This window comes from Sinomonas sp. P47F7 (genome assembly GCF_049332655.1).
Lineage (GTDB): Bacteria > Actinomycetota > Actinomycetes > Actinomycetales > Micrococcaceae > Sinomonas.
This window is the reverse complement of record NZ_CP186327.1, coordinates 3,557,470-3,578,382: the sequence shown is the minus strand read 5'-3', so window position 1 is coordinate 3,578,382 and position 20,913 is coordinate 3,557,470. Positions and strand designations below refer to the sequence as shown.

The 20,913-nt window shown below is 69.1% G+C and carries 19 protein-coding genes; 12 read left to right on the top strand and 7 right to left on the bottom strand.

Annotated elements, in window-relative coordinates:
* Positions 1-48 precede the first annotated feature (48 nt).
* From paaK to ACOKR1_RS16785, 3 genes are all read right to left on the bottom strand, one after another.
* Positions 49-1,314, bottom strand: a complete 1,266-nt coding sequence (paaK, locus tag ACOKR1_RS16795) for a phenylacetate--CoA ligase PaaK (protein ID WP_422936674.1) — start codon at positions 1,312-1,314, stop codon at positions 49-51.
* A 183-nt stretch (positions 1,315-1,497) separates the two neighbouring features.
* Entirely contained in the window at positions 1,498-2,151 is a 654-nt protein-coding gene (locus ACOKR1_RS16790) for a hotdog fold thioesterase (RefSeq protein WP_422934069.1), read from the bottom strand.
* A gap of 220 nt (positions 2,152-2,371) precedes the next feature.
* Entirely contained in the window at positions 2,372-3,781 is a 1,410-nt protein-coding gene (locus ACOKR1_RS16785) for an MFS transporter (protein WP_422934068.1), read from the bottom strand.
* 153 nt (positions 3,782-3,934) lie between these two features.
* Here ACOKR1_RS16785 and ACOKR1_RS16780 point away from each other — a divergent pair, with 153 nt between their 5' ends.
* Positions 3,935-4,513, top strand: a complete 579-nt coding sequence (locus tag ACOKR1_RS16780) for a TetR/AcrR family transcriptional regulator (protein WP_422934067.1) — start codon at positions 3,935-3,937, stop codon at positions 4,511-4,513.
* A gap of 9 nt (positions 4,514-4,522) precedes the next feature.
* Here ACOKR1_RS16780 and ACOKR1_RS16775 read toward each other — a convergent pair whose 3' ends face one another.
* Entirely contained in the window at positions 4,523-6,718 is a 2,196-nt protein-coding gene (locus ACOKR1_RS16775) for a S9 family peptidase (protein ID WP_422934066.1), read from the bottom strand.
* A 46-nt stretch (positions 6,719-6,764) separates the two neighbouring features.
* Positions 6,765-7,826 (bottom strand): LCP family protein, encoded by a 1,062-nt coding sequence (locus tag ACOKR1_RS16770; protein ID WP_422934065.1) that lies wholly within the window; start codon positions 7,824-7,826, stop codon positions 6,765-6,767.
* Positions 7,827-8,046: 220 nt separating this feature from the next.
* Between ACOKR1_RS16770 and paaA the strand changes: the two genes are divergently transcribed.
* Genes paaA through ACOKR1_RS16735 form a run of 7 tightly spaced genes read left to right on the top strand, consistent with a single transcriptional unit; the run spans position 8,047 to position 14,200 of the window.
* Entirely contained in the window at positions 8,047-9,045 is a 999-nt protein-coding gene (paaA, locus tag ACOKR1_RS16765; protein WP_422934064.1) for a 1,2-phenylacetyl-CoA epoxidase subunit PaaA, read from the top strand.
* Positions 9,045-9,338 (top strand): 1,2-phenylacetyl-CoA epoxidase subunit PaaB, encoded by a 294-nt coding sequence (paaB, locus tag ACOKR1_RS16760; protein WP_422934063.1) that lies wholly within the window; start codon positions 9,045-9,047, stop codon positions 9,336-9,338. The genes paaA and paaB overlap by 1 nt, the downstream gene beginning before the upstream one ends.
* Complete coding sequence (paaC, locus tag ACOKR1_RS16755; protein WP_422934062.1) at positions 9,335-10,249, top strand: 1,2-phenylacetyl-CoA epoxidase subunit PaaC; 915 nt, start codon at positions 9,335-9,337, stop codon at positions 10,247-10,249. The genes paaB and paaC overlap by 4 nt, the downstream gene beginning before the upstream one ends.
* Positions 10,243-10,752 (top strand): 1,2-phenylacetyl-CoA epoxidase subunit PaaD, encoded by a 510-nt coding sequence (gene paaD / locus ACOKR1_RS16750; protein WP_422934061.1) that lies wholly within the window; start codon positions 10,243-10,245, stop codon positions 10,750-10,752. Before paaC ends, paaD begins: the two co-directional genes overlap by 7 nt.
* Positions 10,753-11,940: a 1,2-phenylacetyl-CoA epoxidase subunit PaaE gene (gene paaE / locus ACOKR1_RS16745; RefSeq protein WP_422934060.1), complete on the top strand. Its 1,188-nt coding sequence runs from the start codon at positions 10,753-10,755 to the stop codon at positions 11,938-11,940.
* Between the two features lie 33 nt (positions 11,941-11,973).
* Positions 11,974-12,756, top strand: coding sequence for an enoyl-CoA hydratase/isomerase family protein (locus tag ACOKR1_RS16740; RefSeq protein WP_422934059.1), 783 nt, complete (start codon positions 11,974-11,976; stop codon positions 12,754-12,756).
* A gap of 22 nt (positions 12,757-12,778) precedes the next feature.
* Positions 12,779-14,200 carry a glutamate decarboxylase gene (locus ACOKR1_RS16735; protein ID WP_422934058.1) on the top strand — a complete coding sequence of 474 codons (1,422 nt, stop codon included), beginning with the start codon at positions 12,779-12,781 and terminating at the stop codon, positions 14,198-14,200.
* A gap of 14 nt (positions 14,201-14,214) precedes the next feature.
* Here the strand turns inward: ACOKR1_RS16735 and ACOKR1_RS16730 are convergent, their stop codons facing one another.
* Entirely contained in the window at positions 14,215-15,039 is an 825-nt protein-coding gene (locus ACOKR1_RS16730) for a transglutaminase domain-containing protein (RefSeq protein ID WP_422934057.1), read from the bottom strand.
* 82 nt (positions 15,040-15,121) lie between these two features.
* On the opposite strand from ACOKR1_RS16730, the gene ACOKR1_RS16725 reads away from it, so the two are divergent.
* On the top strand, positions 15,122-16,582 hold the full coding sequence (locus ACOKR1_RS16725; RefSeq protein ID WP_422934056.1) for an HNH endonuclease: 1,461 nt from the start codon (positions 15,122-15,124) through the stop codon (positions 16,580-16,582).
* 41 nt (positions 16,583-16,623) lie between these two features.
* Here the strand turns inward: ACOKR1_RS16725 and ACOKR1_RS16720 are convergent, their stop codons facing one another.
* The gene (locus tag ACOKR1_RS16720; RefSeq protein ID WP_422934055.1) at positions 16,624-17,076 is read right to left on the bottom strand and encodes an Lrp/AsnC family transcriptional regulator; all 453 of its coding nucleotides are present in this window, start codon (positions 17,074-17,076) and stop codon (positions 16,624-16,626) included.
* 125 nt (positions 17,077-17,201) lie between these two features.
* On the opposite strand from ACOKR1_RS16720, the gene ACOKR1_RS16715 reads away from it, so the two are divergent.
* The 3 genes from ACOKR1_RS16715 to ACOKR1_RS16705 are packed head-to-tail and all read left to right on the top strand — an operon-like array spanning position 17,202 to position 20,874.
* Positions 17,202-18,404: a thiamine pyrophosphate-dependent dehydrogenase E1 component subunit alpha gene (locus ACOKR1_RS16715; protein ID WP_422934054.1), complete on the top strand. Its 1,203-nt coding sequence runs from the start codon at positions 17,202-17,204 to the stop codon at positions 18,402-18,404.
* Positions 18,401-19,450, top strand: a complete 1,050-nt coding sequence (locus tag ACOKR1_RS16710; RefSeq protein WP_422934053.1) for an alpha-ketoacid dehydrogenase subunit beta — start codon at positions 18,401-18,403, stop codon at positions 19,448-19,450. Before ACOKR1_RS16715 ends, ACOKR1_RS16710 begins: the two co-directional genes overlap by 4 nt.
* On the top strand, positions 19,450-20,874 hold the full coding sequence (locus ACOKR1_RS16705; protein ID WP_422934052.1) for a dihydrolipoamide acetyltransferase family protein: 1,425 nt from the start codon (positions 19,450-19,452) through the stop codon (positions 20,872-20,874). Before ACOKR1_RS16710 ends, ACOKR1_RS16705 begins: the two co-directional genes overlap by 1 nt.
* Positions 20,875-20,913 lie beyond the last annotated feature (39 nt).

The following is a 20,913-nucleotide window of genomic DNA, read 5'->3' as shown; positions in this document are numbered from 1 at the left end:
CCAGTCTAGGTCGGGTTGGCCAGCCGGGGTTCGGCCAGCCGGGTTTGGTCAGCCCTTGGTGCGGAGGTCGTAGATGCGGCGCAGCTTGCCGTTGGAGCGCTCGAGCGAGCCTGGTTCGACCACGTCGATGCGGCACGAGGAGCCGATGTGGATCTTGATCTGCTGGCGCAGGGCCGCGCCCGCGGCGGTGCGCTGCTCCGCCGTCGTCCCTTCCCGCGGCTCGATCTTCACGGTGAGCTCGTCCATGCGGTTCGGGCGGGTGATCTCGAGCTGGAAGTGGGGACTGAGCGCGGGGATGCGGAGCGCGATCTCCTCGATCTGCGACGGGAACAGGTTCACGCCGCGCAGGATGATCATGTCGTCGCTGCGCCCCGAGATGCGGCCCATGCGGCGGTGGCCGGGACGGGCTGTGCCGGGCTGGAGCGTCGTGAGGTCCTTCGTGCGGTACCGGATGATCGGCAGGGCCTCCTTGGTGAGCGACGTGAACACGAGTTCGCCCGTCTCGCCGTCCGCCATGGTCCTCGTGAGGTCGAACGGATCCACGATCTCGGGGCGGAAGTGGTCCTCCCACACGTGGCTGCCGTCCTGGGTCTCGACCGACTCGCCCGCGACGCCGGGACCCATGACCTCGGAGAGGCCGTAGATATCGCACGCCTTGATGTTGAACATCTCCTCGAGCTCGTGGCGCATCTCCTGCGTCCACGGCTCGGCGCCGAGCACGGCGTACTTGAGCGACGTCGCGCGGGGGTCGAGGCCCTTGTGCATCATCGCGTCGCCGATGGTCAGGAGATACGTCGGCGTGCAGAGGATCGCGTCCGGGGCGAAGTCGCCGATGAGCTGGATCTGCTTCTCGGTCTGGCCGCCCGACATCGGGATCACCGTCGCGCCGAGCTTCTCCGCGCCGGCGTGCGCGCCGAGCCCGCCCGTGAAGAGGCCGTAGCCGTACGCGTTGTGCACCTTCATGCCGGGGCGGACGCCCGAGGCGCGCAGGCAGCGGGCCACGAGCGTGGCCCACGTGTCCAGGTCCTGGCGCGTGTAGCCCACCACCGTGGGGCGGCCCGTGGTGCCAGAGCTCGCGTGGATGCGGGCCACGTGGTCCATGGGGACGGCGAACATGCCGAACGGGTATTCCTGGCGGAGGTCCTCCTTCGTGGTGAAGGGGAACTTGGCCAGATCGGCGAGCTCCTTGAGATCGCTGGGATGAACCCCGGCCTCGTCGAACTTGCGCTGGTAGAGCCCGACGTGGCTGTACGCGTAGTAGAGCGTCTCCTGGAGGCGGGCGAGCTGGAGGGCCTCGATCTGGTCGCGCGACATGGTCTCCTCGGCGTCGAGGATCGCGGGGCCGAAGTCTGACTTATCTCGCGCGGGAGTGGCGGTGGTGTTGGCGGCGGTCTGAGTCACGGTGTCTCTTTCGGGGTGGGCTGGGGGCGGGGGCGGGCGGCAGCGACTGGGCGGGGCGTACGACGGCGGGGCCGCGCCTCGTGCCTGGGTCGGCGCCTAGCGCTTGGGGATGGTGCGCGAACGGCCCCGGAACTCGGCGATGAGCCGAGGCTCGGGCACTCGAGCCGGGGACGCGCCGTCGGACGCGGCCTGAGTGGACGCGGCCTGAGTGGGCGCGGGTTCGGTGGGCGCGGGTTCGGTGGGCGCGGGTTCGGTGGGCGCAGTTTCGGAACGCGCTGCTTCGGAAGCCGACGTCGCGAAGACTTGGACGTCGTAGAGCCCGCTTCGGCCGGCCGCTGCGCGGCGGGCGGCGACGGCGGTGATGCGCTCGCCGACGTCCGCCGGCGCGAGGAAGTTGACGTCGACGCCGGCGGCGACGGTGATCGTGTTGTCGTCCTCCTCGGGCGTGTGCGGGTTGCACGCGAGGGCGAACGCGGAATCGGCGATGGCGAAGATCATTCCGCCGTGGGCGATCCCGAAGCCATTGAGCATTTCGCGGCGCAAGGTGGTCGCGACGGTCGCTGACCCATCCCCGAGGGCGAGGACCTCGAGGCCCATCCATTCCGTTGCGTAGTCGTCGGTGAGGATGGGGTGCGCGGGCGAGGGGAGCGGCGTGGCGTGGTGTGCCGCATGCGCCGGGTGGGCCAGGGCGTCTCGGTGGGCCAGGGCGTCTCGGTGGGCCAGTGTGTCCGGGTGAGCAGCGTCGCTCATAGAGGTTCCTCGCATTTCTTTACCGAATGTTCATTAGGTAATCCCATGCGCGAGGATGTGTCAAGGAAACAAAGTCACCTTCCCGCCGATGGCAGTTACCTTCTCGCTGAGAAGTCAGCTCGAAGCTGACTTGTGGGCGAGAAGGTAACTGCGGACAGCGAGAAGGTGACTTCGGTGGCGGCGAGAAGGTGGCTTCGGTGGCGGCGGGCGCCGGCTAGGCCTAGGCCTCCCGGTTCCGCCTCACGGCGAGCCCGACGACGGCCGCGAGCGCGACGATGGAGAGGATCGTGGCCGACCAGAATCCGGCCCGCCCGCCGGTCACGAAGTCGCCCGGGACCGCGAATGCCGCGAACGTGGACGCCACGATGGCGAGCCCCACGGCGCCGCCGAGCTGCTGCATCGTCTGGAACAGGCCGGACGCTGACCCGGCGTGCTCGGGTTCGACGTTGCGCAGCGCGAGTGTCGTGAGCGGCATGAACGTCATGCCCGCCGAGATTCCCGTGAACAGGAGGGCGACGGCGACGAGGGCGAAGCTCGTGTTCGAGCCCAGCTGCGTGAGCGGAAGGAAGGCGACCACCCGCAGCGCGGCGCCGATGATCACGAGGCGGACGGCCCCGATGCGCTCCACGAGCCGCGGGATGATCCGCGACATCGCGAAGATGCTGAGCGGCATCGGGAGGAACGCGAGGCCCGTGACGAGGGGCGAGAAGTGCAGCTGGTCCTCGAGGTACTGGACCATGAGGAAGAACATCGCGAGCATCCCGCCGTAGGTCGCTGCCATGGCCGCGAGCGCGCTCACGCGGCTCGGGCTGCGGAGCAGCTGCGGGCGGAGCAGGGGGTGGGCAACCCTGCGCTCGGTGTAGGCGAGCAGTGCGAGCAGCACGGCGCCGACCACAAGGCCGCCGAGGGTGCGGGGGCTGAACCAGCCGTAGTCGGGCGCCTGGATGAGCGCCCACACGATCGCGACGGCGCCGCCCGTGGCCGTGACCGCGCCGAGGATGTCGAAGCGGCCCGTGCGGCGTGGGGTTTCGGCGACGAGGCGCGGCACCATGATGAGCACGACGGCGCCGATCGGCACGTTGATGAAGAGGGTCCACCGCCAGTTGGTCGTGTCGGTGAGGACGCCTCCGAGGATGAGTCCGAGTGCACCGCCCATCGAGGCGATCGCGGAGAAGAGCGCGAGGGCGCGGTTGCGCGCGCCCTCGTCCTTCGCCGACGTCGTGATGAGCGCGAGCACGCTCGGGGCTGCGAACGCGGCGCCGAGGCCCTGGAGGGCGCGGGCGATGACGAGCAGGAGCGGCGAGGTGGCGAGTCCGCCGAGGAGCGAGAAGAGCGTGAAGGCCGCCACACCCACGAGGAACGTGCGGCGCCGGCCCATCACGTCCCCGACGCGGCCGCCGAGGAGCAGGAGCCCGCCGAACGCGAGCGCGTAGCCATTGAGCACCCAGCTGAGTTCGGAGCTGGAGAAGTGGAGATCGGTCGCGATGTGCGGAAGGGCGACGTTCACCACGGTGGAGTCGAGGACAAGCATGAGTTGAGCGAGCATGACCAGCCACAGGCCGACGTTACCGGCGCGGCGGCTGGTGGGCGCGACCCCGCTGGGGGCGCGCGTGGCAATGGTGGGAGCCATGAGTATGAGTCCTGAAGGTAGGCGTACACTAAGGGGAGAGATGCTCCGCTTAGAACTATACGGAGACTGTCTCCGGTTTGCAAGTGGATGTGAGAGCACCGGTGTTAAGAGGACCGGGGCATCAGGGAACAGGTTTGAGAGGAAGTGGTTTCTGTGCGCGCTGACGCTCGCCGCAACCGCGATCGGATCGTCGAAGTGGCGCGCATGCTCTTCCGGACGAAGGGCTACGACGCCGTCTCGATGGACGAGGTCTCGAAGGCGGCAGAGGTCGGCACCGGAACGCTCTACCGGCACTTCCCGACCAAGGAGGACCTCTACGACGCGGTCCTCGAGGCCTGGGCCGAGAGGGTCAACTCGGCGGTCGAGCGCGCCCTCACCCTCGAGGCGCCCGCGCGCGAGCAGCTCAAGGCGTGGCTCACGGCCTACGCCGCGATGCTCACCGAGCACAAGGGCGCGGCCGCGCGCATCACGGCCGCGCTGGGTGATCCTGGCTCGCCGTTCGCGGCGAAGTGCCAGACCTATCTCGGCGCCAACCAGCGCGTCATCGACGCGCTCGCCCCCGCCCTGCGGCCCGGCGTCGAGGCCATGCAGATCAGCCGACTCGTGGGTGGCGTGGCCGCCGTGGCGGACAACAGCGAGATCCCGGCCGACGCCGTCGCGTCGATGCTCGCGATCGTCGCCGACGGGCTGCTCGCGCCCGAGGGCGCGAGCAGGCCCCAGCTTGTCAGCTGATCAGGCTCGTCAGCTGATCACGTTCCGTGCCCCGAGCGCGTCCGCGATGAACGCGTAGTCCCAGGCCCGGTCCTTCCACGCCTCGTAGCGCCCCGACGCGCCGCCGTGGCCCGCGTCCATCTCCGTCTTGAGTACGATCGGGTGCGCGCTCGTCGTCGCCTCGCGCAGCACCTGGACCCACTTCGCGGGCTCGACGTACAGGACACGCGTGTCGTTGAACGACGTCACGGCGGCCACCGCGGGGTAACCGGCGGGGCGCACGTTCTCGTACGGCGTGTACGACTTCATGTACGCGTAGACCTCTGAGTCCTCGATCGGGTTGCCCCATTCCTCCCACTCGAGCGCCGAGAGCGGCAGCTCGGGGTCGAGGATCGTGGTGAGCGCGTCGACGAACGGCACCTGCGCGACGGCGGCGGCGTACTTCTCCGGCGCGAGGTTGAGGGCCGCGCCGATGAGCAGCCCGCCGGCGGAGCCACCCATGCACGCGATCCGCGCGGGATCGGCCCAGCCGGAGGCCGAGAGCCAATCGGTCGCGGCGACGAAGTCCGTGAACGTGTTCCGCTTGAGCAGCTTCTTGCCGGCTTCGTACCAGCGGCGGCCCAGCTCCCCGCCGCCGCGGATGTGCGCGACCACGAACACGACGCCGCGGTCCAGGAGGCTCAGCCGCGGGATCGCGAACGCGGGGTCCATGCTCACCTCGTACGAGCCGTACCCGTACACGAGCGCCGGGTTCGTCCCGTCCGCCCGCACCGACGCCTTCCGCAGCACGGACAGCGGAACCTGGGTGCCGTCGTCGGCCGTCGCCCACGCACGCTCGGCGACGTAATCCTGCGGGTCGTAGCCGCCCAGCACCGGCGTCTCCTTCCGCAGCAGGAGCTCGCCGGTCGCGAGGACGTAGTCGTAGACGCGCGGCGGCGTGAAGAAGGACGTGTAGCTGAGCCGCGCGACCGGCGCGCGATAGTCGGAGACGCCGGCGCCGGCCGTGTAGAGCTCCTCGCCGAACGCGGGCTCCGCGAACGACGGCGCGCTGCCGGCTTCCGCGGCGGCGATGGCCCCGGCGAGGGGCGCGAAGCGGACCGTCTCGATCGTGTCGCGGCGGAGCGCGACGACCAGGTGGCTCGCGGTGACCTCGGCGCCCTCGATCTTGACGGCGGCGTCGTGAGCGACGACCGTGGTCCAGCGCTGCTCCGCGAGGGGCTTCGTGAACTCGGCGAGCGGCGCGGTCGAGACCATGCTGTTGACCGCGTCCCGGTTGTGGACGAGCAGGACCTGGGCAGCGCCGTCGTGCTCGAAGAGCTCCGCCGAATGGAGGATGCGCTCGCTGCGACCCAGGAGGAGCTCGAGCCGCGCCTCGGCGTCGTCGAGGTCGAGGTAGCGCGTCTCGCTGTACTCGGAGTTGCCCACGCTCACGAGGAGCCAGCGGCGGTCGCCGGAGAGGTCGATCGAGGTCCATTGGGCCACGTCTCCCTCCTCGTAGAGCACGGCGTCCTGCTCGACGGGCGTGCCGAGCACGTGGACGCGGATCTGGTAGGGGCGCCACGACTCATCGGCGACGACGTAGTAGAGGCGGCCGCCGTCGGTCGAGAACTCGAGCCCGTAGAAGACGTTCTCGATGACCTCGGGGAGGTGATCGCCCGTGCGGAGGTCCCTGATGCGGAGCGTGAACGTCTCGTTGCCCGCGTTGTCCACGGAGTAGGCGTACAGGCTGCCGTCGCGGCTCACCGTTGCGCCGCCGAGCGCGAAGAAGGGCTTGCCCTCGGCTTCGGCGTTGCCGTCCAGCAGCACCACCTCGCCGGGGACGGGCTCCCCGGGAACGACGGCGGGAGGCGTCCAGGCCTCGACGTCGCCCGCCGCGCCGGACGCGGCCACGCGGCAGTACACGGGGTACTGCTTGCCTTCAATGGTGCGCGAGTAGTACCACCAGTCGCCCAGACGGCTCGGCACCGAGAGGTCCGTCTCCTGCGTACGGCCCTTGATCTCCTCGAAGATCGCGTCGCGGAGCGGCTGCTGTCCCGCGGTCACCGTCTCGGTGTACGCGTTCTCCGCCTTGAGGTGGGCCACGACCTCGGGGTCCTCCTTCTCCCGCAGCCACTCGTACTGGTCCACGAAGACGTCGCCGTGGTGCTCACGCGGGGAGGGGACCTTCTTCGCGACGGGCGGGACGGCGGTGGCCGGCGTGGCAGCACGGGAGGGGGCTTCGCTCATGAGCCCACCCTAGCCACTCGCTCCGACATCGGTGCCGGGGCTGACGCTAGTTCCCGTTCGTCAGGTCGTTGTCCTTCACGTATTGCGGCATGGAGCCCTTGGCCAGAGCGGTGGCGAGGGCGGCGGTCGCGGGGGCGTTGAAGATCACGATCGACTGCCCGTCGGTGGACCAGCCGATTCCGCTCGTGGGGAGCGTGAAGGAGACGATGTCGCTCGCGCGGACAGCGCGGAGCTCGAAACCGAGCTTGGCGACCGCGGCTGCGTTCAACGACGAATCGACCGTCAGGTACGGCGATAGCTCGTTGACCACGTTCGCGACCGTCACGGGGTTGGCGACCGTCTGGGGGGACGCGAGCTTCCCGACGAGGGCCTTGATGAAGTTCTGCTGGTCGCGCACGCGTTGGTAGTCGCCGTCGGGGAACGCGTAGCGCTCGCGGACGTAGGCGAGCGCCTGGTCGCCGTTCATGGTTTGCGGGCCAGCGTCGAAGTGGTAGTTCGAGGTCTGGCCGGCGGTGAAGGGGATCTTGACGTCTACGGTGACTCCGCCCACGGCGTTCGTGAGGTCCTTGAAGCCCGAGAAGTCCATGAAGACCACGTGGTCGATGCGCTGGCCGAGCAGGGATTCGACGGTCTGCACCATGAGGGGAACGCCCCCGAAGGCAAGGGCGGCGTTGACCTTCGCACTCCCGTGTCCGGGGATCGGGACCCACAGGTCGCGCATGATCGAGATGAGGTAGACGCTCTTCCGGTCCGCGGGGATGTGCACGAGGAGCATCGTGTCCGATCGCTGGTCCGAGGGGATCCCGGCCTCGGCCTGCTCGATCGTGGCGCCGCGGCTGTCCGTGCCCACGAGGAGGATGTTGATGGGCGTCTTGCCGTCGGGGGCGGTCGGCGCGGATTCGGACGGCCGCGTGGACTCTTGGGGGAAGGCCGCGGGGATCTTCTGCGTCTTTGTGTCGAACGTCGTTGCCAGGCTGCCGATGTAGACGATCGCGATCACCGCCGCCACGACCACGAGCGTGAGGGCGCTCAGGATCGCGATGAGGGCCGTGCGCTTCCTCCGCCGCACCTGGAGCGCGGTCGGCTTCCCAGCGGATTCGTCAACCATTCCCGTGGACCCTGACACTCGATGAATCGGCACTCGATGAATCGACACTCGCCGAACCGGACGTGGACCTTTCCTGAAAGCCATTAACCGCCCGGATTCGGCGCGGGACCATCGGTCTTTAGCCCTGATTTGGCGGATCTCACTGCTCTGATGCGGCTTGACGAGGCCTGCCCTCCCGCATATTCTGAACGAACGGTCGGTAATTATTTGAGGAGGAGCTATGGCAGCTGCGCCCCTGCAGCCCGTGCCTGCGCCCGCGTCCCCGGTGGAATTGTCCGAGGCGGACGTGGCAGGCCAGGCGTATTTTGACCGCATCATCGCCGAAGACTCTCGTATCGAGCCGAAGGACTGGATGCCCGCGGCCTACCGCAAGACCCTCGTGCGCCAGATCTCGCAGCACGCCCACTCCGAGATCATCGGAATGCAGCCCGAGGCCAACTGGATCACGCGCGCCCCGAGCCTCAAGCGCAAGGCCATCCTCATGGCGAAGGTCCAGGACGAGGCCGGCCACGGGCTCTACCTGTACTCGGCAGCCGAGACCCTCGGAACCCCGCGCGACGTGCTGAACCAGCAGCTCCTCGACGGCAAGGCCAAGTACTCCTCGATCTTCAACTACCCGGCGCGCAGCTGGGCGGACATGGGCGCGATCGGATGGCTCGTGGACGGCGCGGCGATCGCCAATCAGGTTCCACTGTGCCGCGCGAGCTACGGCCCCTACGGGCGCGCAATGGTGCGCATCTGCAAGGAAGAGTCGTTCCACCAGCGCCAGGGCTTCGAGATCCTCCTCGAACTCTCCCACGGCACGCCGGAGCAGAAGCGGATGGCGCAGGACGCCGTCGACCGCTTCTATGCGCCCGCGCTCATGATGTTCGGCCCGCCGGACGACGACTCGCCCAACTCGAAGCAGTCCATGGCGTGGAACATCAAGCGCTTCTCCAACGACGAACTGCGGCAGCGGTTCGTGGGCATGATCGTCGAGCAGGTCAAGGTGCTCGGCCTCACGCTGCCGGACCCCGACCTCCGTTTCGACGAGGAGACGGGCACGTGGATCCACATGGAGCTCGACTGGCAGGAATTCAAGGACGTCATCGCGGGCCGGGGCCCGTGCAACGCGCAGCGCATGGCGCGGCGCCACGAGGCGCACGAGAACGGGGCATGGGTCCGCGAGGCCGCTCGCGCCTACGCGGAGAAGCAACTCAAGAAGGTAGGTGCCGCCTGATGAGCGAGCAGACCAACATCTGGCCCCTCTGGGAGGTCTTCGTGCGCTCGAGCCGCGGCCTCTCCCACGTCCACGCGGGCTCGCTCCACGCGCCGGACGCCGCGATGGCGCTGCGCAACGCCCGCGATCTGTACACGCGCCGCAACGAGGGCGTGTCGATCTGGGTTGTTCCGTCGGACGCGATCACGGCCTCCGACCCCGACGCGAAGGGCTCGTTCTTCGAGTCGCCGCAGGGCAAGGACTACCGCCACGCGACGTACTACACCAAGAGCGAAGGCGTGAAGCATCTGTGACACCGGCCCAGGCACCCCAATCGGCCCAGGCACCCCAATCGGCCCAGGCACCCCAGTCGGCCCGCACTGACCACTCGCTCGACAGCTTCGGCGACGCCGCGGCGTCGGCCACCCGAGTCACCCCAGGCAACGCCCTGCGACCCGAGGACATCGCGCTCAGCCCCGAGAAGCCGAACGACGGCGTCGCGGAGTACGCGCTGCGCCTCGGCGACGATTCGCTCATCCTCGCGCAGCGGCTGAGCCACTGGATCTCGCGCGGCCCCGAGCTCGAGGAAGACATCGCGCTCGGCAACATCGCGCTCGACCTCCTGGGCCACGCGCGTTCGTTCCTCATCTACGCGGGGCACGCGCTCGGCAAGTCCGAGGACGATCTCGCCTACTGGCGCGAAGAGGAGGAGTTCCGCTCGGCCTGGCTCTTCGAGCAGCCGAACGGCGACTTCGGCGTGACGATCGCACGCCAGCTCATCGTCTCGGTCTACCAGCACCTCCTCTACTCGCGGCTCGTCGACTCTACCGACCCGACGATCGCGGCCATCGCCGCTAAGGCCCTCAAGGAGGTCGACTACCACCGCGACCACGCGAAGCAGTGGACGCTCCGCCTCGGCGACGGCACCGAGGAATCGCACGCTCGCATGCAGGCCGCGCTCGAGCTCGTGTGGCCGTACGTCGACGAGCTGTTCGACGACGATCCGCTCTTCGATCGGATCGGCGAGGCGGGCGTGCGCCCGTCGACGCTGCGCGGCGAGTTCGACGCGGAGATCGCCGCCGCGATCGACGAGGCCACGCTGTCCCTGCCCGCGCTCCCGCGGGCCATGGGCGGCGGGCGCCGCGGCCTCCACACGGAGCATCTCGGCTACCTCCTCGCGGAAATGCAGGTCCTCGCGCGCAAGCACCCGGGTGCCACATGGTAACGACAGGCAACATTGCGACCGACGCCGACGTCCTGGACCTCGCCGCGACCGTCAACGACCCCGAGATCCCGGTGCTCAGCATCCGCGATCTCGGGATCCTCCGCGACGGCCGCGTCGATGCGGACGGAACGGTGCGCCTCACCATCACCCCGACGTATTCGGGCTGCCCCGCGATGGACGCCATCCGCGACGACCTCGAGCGCGTGTTCCACGACGCGGGCCACGAGCGGGTCCAGGTAGACCTCGTCCTCGCGCCGGCGTGGACCACGGACTGGATGACGGCGGAAGGCAAGGCCAAGCTCGCGGAGTACGGGATCGCCCCGCCCACGGGCGCGGCGCACGCCAGGCCCGCCGGCCCCGTCAAGCTCGGCCTCGCAGTCAAGTGCCCACGCTGCCACTCGCTTCACACTCGCGAGCTGTCCCGGTTCGGCTCGACCTCGTGCAAGGCGCTCTACGTGTGCCAGGACTGCCACGAACCCTTCGACTACTTCAAGGTGTTGTAGATGACCGACCAGCTGACCGACATCGGCACCACCCGCCGTCGTGCGTCGTTCCACACGCTCGAGGTGAGCGAGGTGCGCCGCCTGACCAACGACGCGATCGAGGTGACCTTCGCCGTCCCGGCCGCGCTCGCCGACGAGTATGACTACGTCCCCGGGCAGTACGTCGCGCTCCGCTCGCAGCTCCCCGATCCGGCGTCCGGGGAGGCCCGGGAGATCCGCCGCAGCTACTCGATCTGCGCGGTGCCGCGGCGCTTCGTGGACGGCAGCAGCGAGATCCGCGTCGCGATCAAGAAGGACCTCGGGGGCCAGTTCTCGACGTGGGCCAACGAGCGCCTCACGGCCGGCGACACGCTCGACGTCATGAGCCCGGCGGGCGCGTTCATCTCGAAGCACAAGATGACCGGCCTCAACGACCCGACGAGCATCGACACGGAGCGCGAGCACACGTTCGTCGCCGTCGCGGCCGGCTCCGGCATCACGCCGGTCATCGCGATCGCGAAGACGGTCCTCGCCGCGAATGAGAACGTGCGCTTCGACCTCGTCTACGCGAACAAGGCCGCGATGGACGTCATGTTCGTCGAGGAGCTCGCCGACCTCAAGGACAAGTACCCCGCGCGGTTCGCGCTGCACCACGTTCTCTCCCGCGAGCAGCGGATCTCGCCGCTCCTCTCAGGCCGGGTCGACGCCGAAAAGCTCACCACGCTGCTCAACACCGTGATCCATGCGGACGACGTCGACGAATGGTTCCTGTGCGGGCCCTTCGAGCTCGTTCAGCTCGTGCGCGACACGCTCTCGGCGCGGGGCGTTGAGCCCGAGCGGGTGCGCTTCGAGCTCTTCACGACCGGCACGCCGACGCGCCTCGAGGGCAACATCGGCCGGCCGGTGGTCGAGGACGAGTCCGGGGAGATGTTCGAGATCGAGTTCCGCCTCGATGGCCTCTCCGGCGTGGTCAAGAGCCCGGTCTCCGCGAACGAGACGATCCTGAACGCGGCCCTCCGCGTCCGCGCCGACGTCCCGTTCGCGTGCGCGGGCGGCGTGTGCGGCACGTGCCGTGCGAAGCTCGTCAAGGGTACGGTCGAGATGACCGAGAACTACGCCCTCGAACCCGACGAGATCGAGCGCGGCTACGTCCTTACCTGCCAGTCGCACCCCACGTCCGAGGCAGTGACAGTCGACTTTGATGCGTAAGAACCCGCCCGCCCCGATGCTGAGGAGCGCTCCGTGATTTCACTGACCATAGAGGGCGGCGTCGCCGAGGTGGTCCTCGACGCCCCGGGCAAGCTCAACGCCGTCGACCCTTCCGCGCTCGCCGAGCTTTCCCGGGCGTACGACGACGCCGCTGCCGCCGCCTCGCGCGGCGAGGTGCGGGCGCTGCTCCTGCGCGGAGTGGGCCGCGCGTTCTGTGCAGGCCGCGACATTTCGGGCGTCGACCCGGCGGACGACGACGTCCTCGGCTACCTCGGCGGGCTCGTCACGCCGCTCATGCAGAAGATGGCGGCGTTCCCCGCCCCGACGTTCGCGGCCGCCCAGGGGGCGACACTCGGGGTGGGCCTCGGGCTCCTGCTCGCGACCGACGTCGTCTATGTCGCGAACAACGCCAAGATCGGTTCGCCGTTCGCCAACCTCGGCGCGACGCTCGACTCGGGCGGGCACTGGTACTTCACGGAGCGCCTCGGAATGCATCGCACGCTCGACCTCGTCTACACGGGGGAGCTCATGAGCGGCGAGGAGGCCGTCCGGGCCGGCCTGTTCAGCCGGGCTTTCCCCGCGGACGAGCTGCTCGAGCGCACGCGCGACGTCGTGGCGCGGGTCGCGCAGGGCGCCACGGGCGCCTTCGTGGCCTCGAAGGAACTCGTGTCCCAGATCCGTGACCGCCGCCTCGGGCTGTGGGAATCGATGGACGCGGAGAACAAGGCGCAGGCGGCATTGTGCGACTCGGAGGACTACCGCGAGGGGTTCAAGGCGTTCCAAGAAAAGCGAAAGCCGGTGTTTTCGGGGAAGTAGCCCGTCTCATAGGCTGGGGCGCGTGACCGCTCCTCGCAGAACGTCCCATCAAGCAGCCAAGCAGTCGACCAACAGGTCCTCCGTCAACGTCGAGCTGAACCCGCTGTTCAGCCGTCCGGGCGAGGCGACCGAGTTTCCCCGCTACACGATGCCCGAGGGCACGTCCCTGCCCGCGACCGCGTACCAGATTGTCCACGACGACGCGATGCTCGACGGCAACGCGCGCCTCAACCTCGCGACGTTTGTCGGCACGTGGATGGAGCCCGAGGCCGGGCGCCTGTACTCCGAGACCGTCGACAAGAACATGATCGACAAGGACGAGTACCCCAAGACCGCGGAGATCGAACACCGCTGCTGGCGCATGCTCGCGGACCTATGGAACGCGCCCGACCCGGCCGGCGCCGTCGGCACGTCCACGATCGGCTCCTCCGAGGCCTCGATGCTCGCGGGACTCGCGCTCAAGCGCCGGTGGCAGCACGCCCGCCGCGCCGCGGGGAAGCCCACGGACCGCCCGAACCTCGTGATGAGCTCGGCGGTGCAGGTGTGCTGGGAGAAGTTCTGCAACTACTTCGAGGTCGAGCCGCGGTACGTGCCGATCTCCGCCGAGCATCGGGTCCTCGACGGCCACGGGCTCGAGCAGTACGTCGACGAGAACACGATCGGCGTCCTCGCGATCATGGGTGTCACGTACACGGGCATGTACGAGCCAGTGCAGGAGATTGCGGCGGCCCTTGACGCGATCCAGGCCTCGACCGGTCTCGACGTGCCGATCCACATTGACGGGGCCTCCGGCGCGATGGTCGCACCGTTCCTCCAGCCCGAGCTCGAGTGGGACTTCCGCGTGCCGCGGGTCGTCTCGATCAACACCTCGGGGCACAAGTACGGGCTCGTCTACCCGGGGCTCGGGTGGGTCGTGTGGCGGGACCGCGCGTCGCTGCCCGACGATCTCGTGTTCCACGTGAGCTATCTCGGCGGCGACATGCCCACGTTCGCGCTCAACTTCTCGCGCCCGGGGGCGCAGGTGCTCCTGCAGTACTACTTGTTCCTGCGTCTCGGGGTCGAGGGCTACCGCGCGGTGCATGCCTCGTGCCGCGACGTGGCCGAGTACCTCGCACATGAGATCGGGGCCATGGCGCCGTTCGAGCTCTGGAACGACGGTTCGGACATCCCGGTCTTCGCGTGGCGGCTCAAGCCCGGCCACACGGACAAGTGGGACCTTCACCACCTTTCCGACCGGCTCCGCATGGCAGGCTGGCTCGTCCCGGCCTACCCGATGCCGGACGGCCTCGCGGACCTCACGGTTCAGCGCGTCGTGGTGCGCAACGGGTTCACGCGCGACCTCGCCGAGAGCTTCCTCGAGGATCTGCGGGCCGCCGTCGAGTTCCTCGACTCCGCGGAGTCGGCGTTCCCGAACCCAGGGCATGCGGTGGCATTCCACCACTAGGGGTCTCGTCATCGTCAGCGGATCAGGTCTTCCGGCACCCGCAAATCCTCGGAGTCGTACAGCGCTCTCACGGCTGCGGGATCGTCCGTGGCGCACACGCCCGCCAGCTCGTCCAGCAGGGCGTCGTAGTCCGCGCCGGTCCTTCCTGCGTAGGCATCGGTCATGCGCCCCCACTCATCCCACGGAAGGGTCTCGACCTTGTTCAAGGCTGCAAGATCCTTCACGGCGTTGCCGCGGATCTCGGCCGGACCCCAGTTCTGGGTTCCGTGGACGCCGAACCCGGAAGCGTCGATTTCGCCGCGCCGATAGGCCTCCCACGCCTCGCCGCCGGTAAGGAATTCTCCGGGCCGGAGGTCGTGCGGGGAGGCCACCACGGTCTGCCCGAGGATTTCCGAGTCGATGCGGATCCAGCGCGCGTCGCTCTCGTCCCAATACTCGGTGATCCAGTGGTCGAGCCCCTGTCCGGGCTGGAAGTAGGTGGCGAAGCCACTGCGAACGCGGGCGGCTACGTCTCGGTAGCGCAGGAGGGCGCAGCTCAGCACGGCGAAATGCCGGCAGGTCCCGACCAAGCGCCTGTGCGGTTCGCGGGCCGTGGTCAACGGTGCCGGGTCCAGCGCGAGCAAGCGCCGGACCAGCGAGTCTGCGGGCCGAATCTGATTCTCGTCGAAGCGATGTGCAGGGAGATTCAACGCCTGCGCGTCGGTGGGCTGGATGACCAGGCTGTGGACTGGCAGGCAGATGCCTACGGGATCATCAGCGACAGGCTCGAGCGCACGCGAGTCTATGCCGTCAAGGCTCGTGAACGGCCCAGGGGACGAGTAGTCGATGACCTCTGCCATGAGCTCGATCCTACGCGATCTTCTCGAAAACAACTGCGAATTGACTTTTGGTGATCGAACTTCTGTTCGATATACTGATCGCATGGTCAATGTGGGGGATTGGCGAGGTGCTGTCAACGGGATCCTGGGGCGCGACGAGTCGGGGCCCGATCGCCGGGACATCGAGTTCTTCGCGGGGCGCCTTGGCTCCTCGCGGGGAAGCTCGCGCTTGACCGGGCCCGAGCTGATCGACCGCATTGAAGTCCTCGAACGGCTCAAAGCCGCAGCGTCTGCCGAGCAGGCGCGCGCGCAAGTCGCGTTCGCCGAACTGTGCGCCTCAGGGGACGACGCGCGGGCGGTCGCCCTTGAGGGTAAGACCGGCCGCAGCGCGGTAAAGGCGCGAGAGCGATCAACTGCCTCGCAGATTGCGTTGGCGCGAAGTGTTTCGCCGTCGAAGGGCTCGCGGCTTCTGGCGGCCGCGAAACGAATCGTGGGGGAGATGCCGCACACGCTCGACGCCCTCTCTGCGGGGCGGCTCAACGAAGATCGCGCGGTCTGGCTGGCCGAGGGGGTCGAGGTGCTCTCGCCTGCTGATCGAGCCTCGGTCGACGTGGAGCTGTGCGGCGATCCTCGGCGGCTCGAGGGGCTCGGGGATCGCGCGGTTCAAGACGCCGTGCGGGCAAGTGTCGACGCGATCGACGACGCCGCCCAGCTCGCGCGAGTCCGTGAGGCCGAGGCTCGCCGACGAGTCACTGTTCGGCGGCTTCCCGACTCGATGGCCCAGCTTACCGCCATTCTTCCGGTGGCCCAGGCGGCGGCGGTCGAGGGAGCTTTGCGGCAGGCCGCGGCCGCCGAGCGTCTGGCAGGCGGCGATCGCACCGCCGGGCAGGTCGCGGCCGATACCTTGGTCGAGCGCGTCACAGGCCAGGCGCACGCGGACGCCGTGCCGCTGCGGGTCGGGCTCGTCATGACGGATGCTTCGCTGTTCGCGGGCGCGCGGGAGTCTGCGGTGCTTCAGGGCTACGGCACGATCACCGCGACCCAGGCTCGCGGCATGGTCGCGGCGACGGCGGTAGGCACGGGATCTGCAGCGGGTGTGCCTCCGCAGGGCACTCAGGTCCCGCCAGGACCTGGCGCCGCTGCGCTCGCAGGAGTTTGGCTCAGGCGGCTGTACCTCGACCCGTCAACGGGCGAGCTCGCGGCCATGGACTCGAAGGCGCGTCGATTCCCGCGCGCCCTCGCCGACTTCATCGAGATTCGCGATCAGCGGTGCAGGACTCCGTTCTGCGATGCGCCGATACGCCATATCGATCATGTGGTTCCCGCGGTGCAGGGCGGCGAGACGAGTGTGGAGAACGGCCAAGGGCTCTGCGAGGCGTGCAACCACGCAAAGGAATCGCCGGGGTGGGAGCAGGCGGTAGTCGGCGGTTCCGCGGCAGACGACGACGGAACCCGCGGCGACATCGTCACCGTCGCGCCAACCGGGCACGAGTACTACTCCCCGCCGGTCAGGCTCCCCGGTGCCGCATCTCGGCCGAGGCGCCGGCTTTCGTGCGCGGGCTGACCGGGCGGCCCCTGGCCGGGAGTCCGGTCAGACCTGCCTGCCTACCGCGTGTCCAGATCCTCGAAGACGAGGAACGTCTGGGTGTCCAAGACCCCGGGCATGTTCTGCAGCTGGTCGAAGACCACTCGTCGCAGGTCGGTGTTGTCTAGGGCCCGCACGAGCAGGATGACGTCGAAGTCACCGCCCACGAGGGCGATGTGGTGCACCTCCGGGATCGCCTTGAGCTGCTCGCGCAGCTCGCGCCACGAGTGCTGGCGCACCTTGAGGGTCACGTACGCGCTTGAGCGGAGCCCGGCCTTGAGAGGATCGACGAGCGCCGTGTACTTCGTGATGATGCCTTGCTCCTGGAGCTTGGCGATCCGGTTGTAGGCGTGCGCGCGCGAGATGTGCACGTTCTCGGCGATGGTCGTCACGGACTGCCGGGCGTCCTCCGTGAGCTGGCCGAGGATTGCGCGGTCCACATCGTCCACGGGGCCTCCTGTGATCTGGGTCATTCATTGCGATTCGTCTATAGATTCTCCCGGTTTGCTTCCAAGATTCCAAGGTTTCTGCCATTTGTGGATACGAATAGGACGCCCAGCGGATACTTGTGTCAACACCCATGCTGCGAGGAGGCATCATGACCATTCCCGCGGAGGCCCAGGAGGCCATCAAGCGCTTTGGCATCAGCATCGAGGACTACATGCTCCCCGTGCACGGCCAGATCCAGATCCTGTCCGAGGACGGCACGATGCTGCCCGAGGACCGGCGCGGCTCGAGCCCCGGCCACCAATATCCGGTCCCCACGGATCGCGAGCTCCTCGAGGCCTACCGTCGCCTCGTGATCGGGCGGCGAGTCAACGACCAGAACTCGGCGCTCGTCCGGCAGGGCCGCCTCGCGGTCTACCCGTCGAGCCATGGCCAGGAGGCCTGCCAGGTTGCCGCCGCCCTGTGCCTCCGAGACGGCGACTGGATGTTCCCGACGTACCGCGACTCGGTGGCCGTCATGACCCGCGGCGTTGATCCCGTCGAGACGATGACGCTCTTCCGCGGCGACTGGCACGGCGGCTACGATCCCCACGCGCACCACGTCGGGATCCAGAGCACCCCGCTGACCACCCAGCTCCTGCACGCGGTTGGCGTCGCCCACGCGGCAAAGCTTCGCGGCGAGGACACCGTGGTGCTCGCGATGTGCGGCGACGGCGCGACGAGCGAGGGCGACTTCCACGAGGCCCTCAACTTCGCCGCGGTCTTCCACCTCCCCGTCGTGTTCTTCGTCCAGAACAACCAGTACGCGATCTCGGTTCCGCTCGCGCATCAGTCGGTCGCGCCGTCGCTCGCCCACAAGGCGGTCGGCTACGGCATGGCGGGCGAGCGCGTGGAGGGCAACGACATCGTGGCCCTCCTCGCGGTCCTCGACCGCGCCGTGACGCTGGCCCGCAGTAGTTCCGGGCCGCTCCTCGTCGAGGCGAACACGTATCGCATGCAGGCGCACACCAACGCCGACGACGCGACGCGCTACCGCAACGAGGCCGAGGTCCAAGCCTGGGCGCTCAAGGACCCCCTCAACCGCATGCGGCACTACCTCCGCTCGACCGGCGCGCTCACGGATGACGTCGAAACCGACTTCGCGGGCGATGCCGAAGACATTGCCCAGCAGCTCCGCGATGGCCTCAGCGTCGAGCCCGCGCTCGACCCGCGGGACCTGTTCCGCCACGTCTTCACCGAACCGACCCCGCAGCTGCGCGAGCAGGCGGCTCTTCTCGCAGATGAGATGACCCGCGATGAGCTTTCGCGCGACGAGGATTCGCGCGACGCACAGTCGAGAAAGGACCACCGATGAGCACGGTTGCCGAGGCCGCCGCCGCCCGCGCGGCCGCCACTGCCGGGCCCGAGCCCGTGACCTTCGCGAAGGCGCTCACCACCGCGATGGCTGACGCGATGCGAGCGGACGACGGCGTCGTCGTCTTTGGCGAGGACGTCGCCAAGCTGGGCGGCGTCTTCCGCGTCACCGACGGCCTCATGGCCGAGTTCGGCGAGCAGCGCTGCTTCGATACGCCCTTGGCTGAGTCCGGGATCGTCGGCATGGCGCTCGGCATGGCCATGAACGGCATGCGTCCCGTGGTCGAGATGCAGTTCGACGCGTTCGCCTACCCCGCGTTCGAACAGATCGCGAGCCACGTCGCGAAGATGCACAACCGCACGCGCGGCCGGGTCACGCTGCCCATGGTCATCCGGGTGCCCTACGCGGGCGGGATCGGCGGAGTGGAACACCACTGCGATTCGTCCGAGGCGTACTACGCGCACACGCCGGGCCTCAAGGTGTTCACGCCGTCGAGCGTCGCGGACGCGTACCGGCTGCTCCGGGAGGCCATCGCGAGCGACGACCCGGTCGTCTTCATGGAACCCAAGAAGCTCTATTGGTCCAAGGACGCCGTGGACCTCGAGGCGCTGCGCGCCGAATACGAGGGTGCCGGGCGCGCTGCGGGGCGCGCCGCCGTCGTCCGCCCTGGGACGGACGCGACGATCATCGCGTACGGGCCCGCCGTGCCGCCCGCGCTCGCCGCGGCGGAGGCCGCGTCTGCTGAGGGACGCTCGGTCGAGGTCGTTGACCTCCGCACCATCGTCCCGTTCGACGACGAGACGGTGTGCGAGTCGGTGCGCAAGACCGGCCGGGCTGTCGTGGTCGCGGAGGCGCAGGGCTTCGCCTCGGTCGCTTCCGAGATCACGGCCCGCGTGCAGGAGCGCTGCTTCCACTCGCTCGCGGCCCCCGTGCGGCGCGTGACCGGGTTCGACATCCCGTTCCCGCCGCCCAAGTTCGAGCACTGGTACCTGCCCGGGGTAGACCGCATCCTCGACACCCTCGACGAGTTGCAGTGGGAGGACTGATGGCCGTGGCGCGTGATTTCCTGCTTCCGGATCTCGGCGAGGGCCTCACCGAGGCCGAGCTCGTGCGGTGGCTCGTGGCCGTGGGCGACTCGGTCGCGGTCGACCAGCCGATCGTCGAGGTCGAGACGGCCAAGGCCGTCGTCGAGGTGCCGTCGCCGTTCGCGGGAGTCGTGACCGTGCTGCACGGGCAGCCGGGGGAGACGCTCGACGTCGGCCGCCCGCTCATCAGCATCGACGAGGGGACGGCTGGCCACGGGGGCTCGGCTGGCGACGATGGGAAGGCCGGCGCCGAGGCCTACCGGACCGAGGAGCGCGCGGGATCGGACGCGCCCTCAGGGTCCGGCAACGTGCTCATCGGCTACGGCACGTCCGGATCGTCGTCCGGCGCGCGGACCCGGCGCCGCAAGGGGGCTCCTGCGACTCAGAATGCCGCCGCACCCGGGGGGAGCCAGGCCCAAACCCTGCCCGCGCAGGCCATCCGGGTCGTCTCCCCGCTCGTCCGCAAGCTCGCCCGCGATCTGGGCGTGAATCTTCGCGCCGTCTCGGGCTCGGGGCCGGATGGCCTGATCCTCCGGCGCGACGTCGAGGTCTCGGCGCCGGCAGCCCAGTCGGCGGCCCAGCCGGCGACGTCACAGACAGCCGCCGCCGAGCCCGCGCGCACCCTCGCCGGCTCGGCTGCGATCCCTGGCCAGGGCGAGACTGACGCCTCGACTGGTCTCGGCATCGCCGCCCGCACGCCCATGCGCGGGATGCGCCGCGCCGTCGCCCAGGCGATGTCCCGGAGCCGCTCCGAGATCCCCGAGGCGACCGTGTGGGTCGATGCCGACGCGACCGAACTCGTCGAGCTGCGTGCCGACCTCAAGCGCCGCGACCCCGAGGACACGCCGAGCCTGCTGGCGTTCATCGCGCGTTTCGTCGTGGCGGGCCTCGCGAAATTCCCCGAGCTCAACTCGAGGATCGAGACCGCGGCCGACGGCGGCCAGGAGATCGTCGCGTTCGACGGCGTCAACTTGGGTTTCGCGGCCCAGACGGACCGCGGGCTCGTGGTGCCGAGCATCCGCGCCGCGCATGCGCTGAGCGCGCGTCGCCTCGACGCCGAGCTGCGCCGGCTCGCCGCCGTGGCCAGGGACGGCAAGGCCACCCCAGCCGACCTGAGCGGCAGCACGTTCACGCTCAATAACTACGGCGTGTTCGGGGTCGACGGCAGTGCGGCAATTATCAACTATCCCGAGGCCGCCATTCTCGGCGTCGGGCGGATCGTGGACCGGCCGTGGGCCGTCGACGGCCAGCTCGCCGTGCGGAAGGTCGTCGAGCTGACCCTCGTGTTCGACCATCGCGTGTGCGACGGCGGCACGGCCGGAGGCTTCCTGCGTTACGTCGCCGACGCCGTCGAACATCCGGGCAGCATTCTCGCCGACCTCTGAACGCCGTGGCAGAATCGGACCACCACCACCATCCCGGAT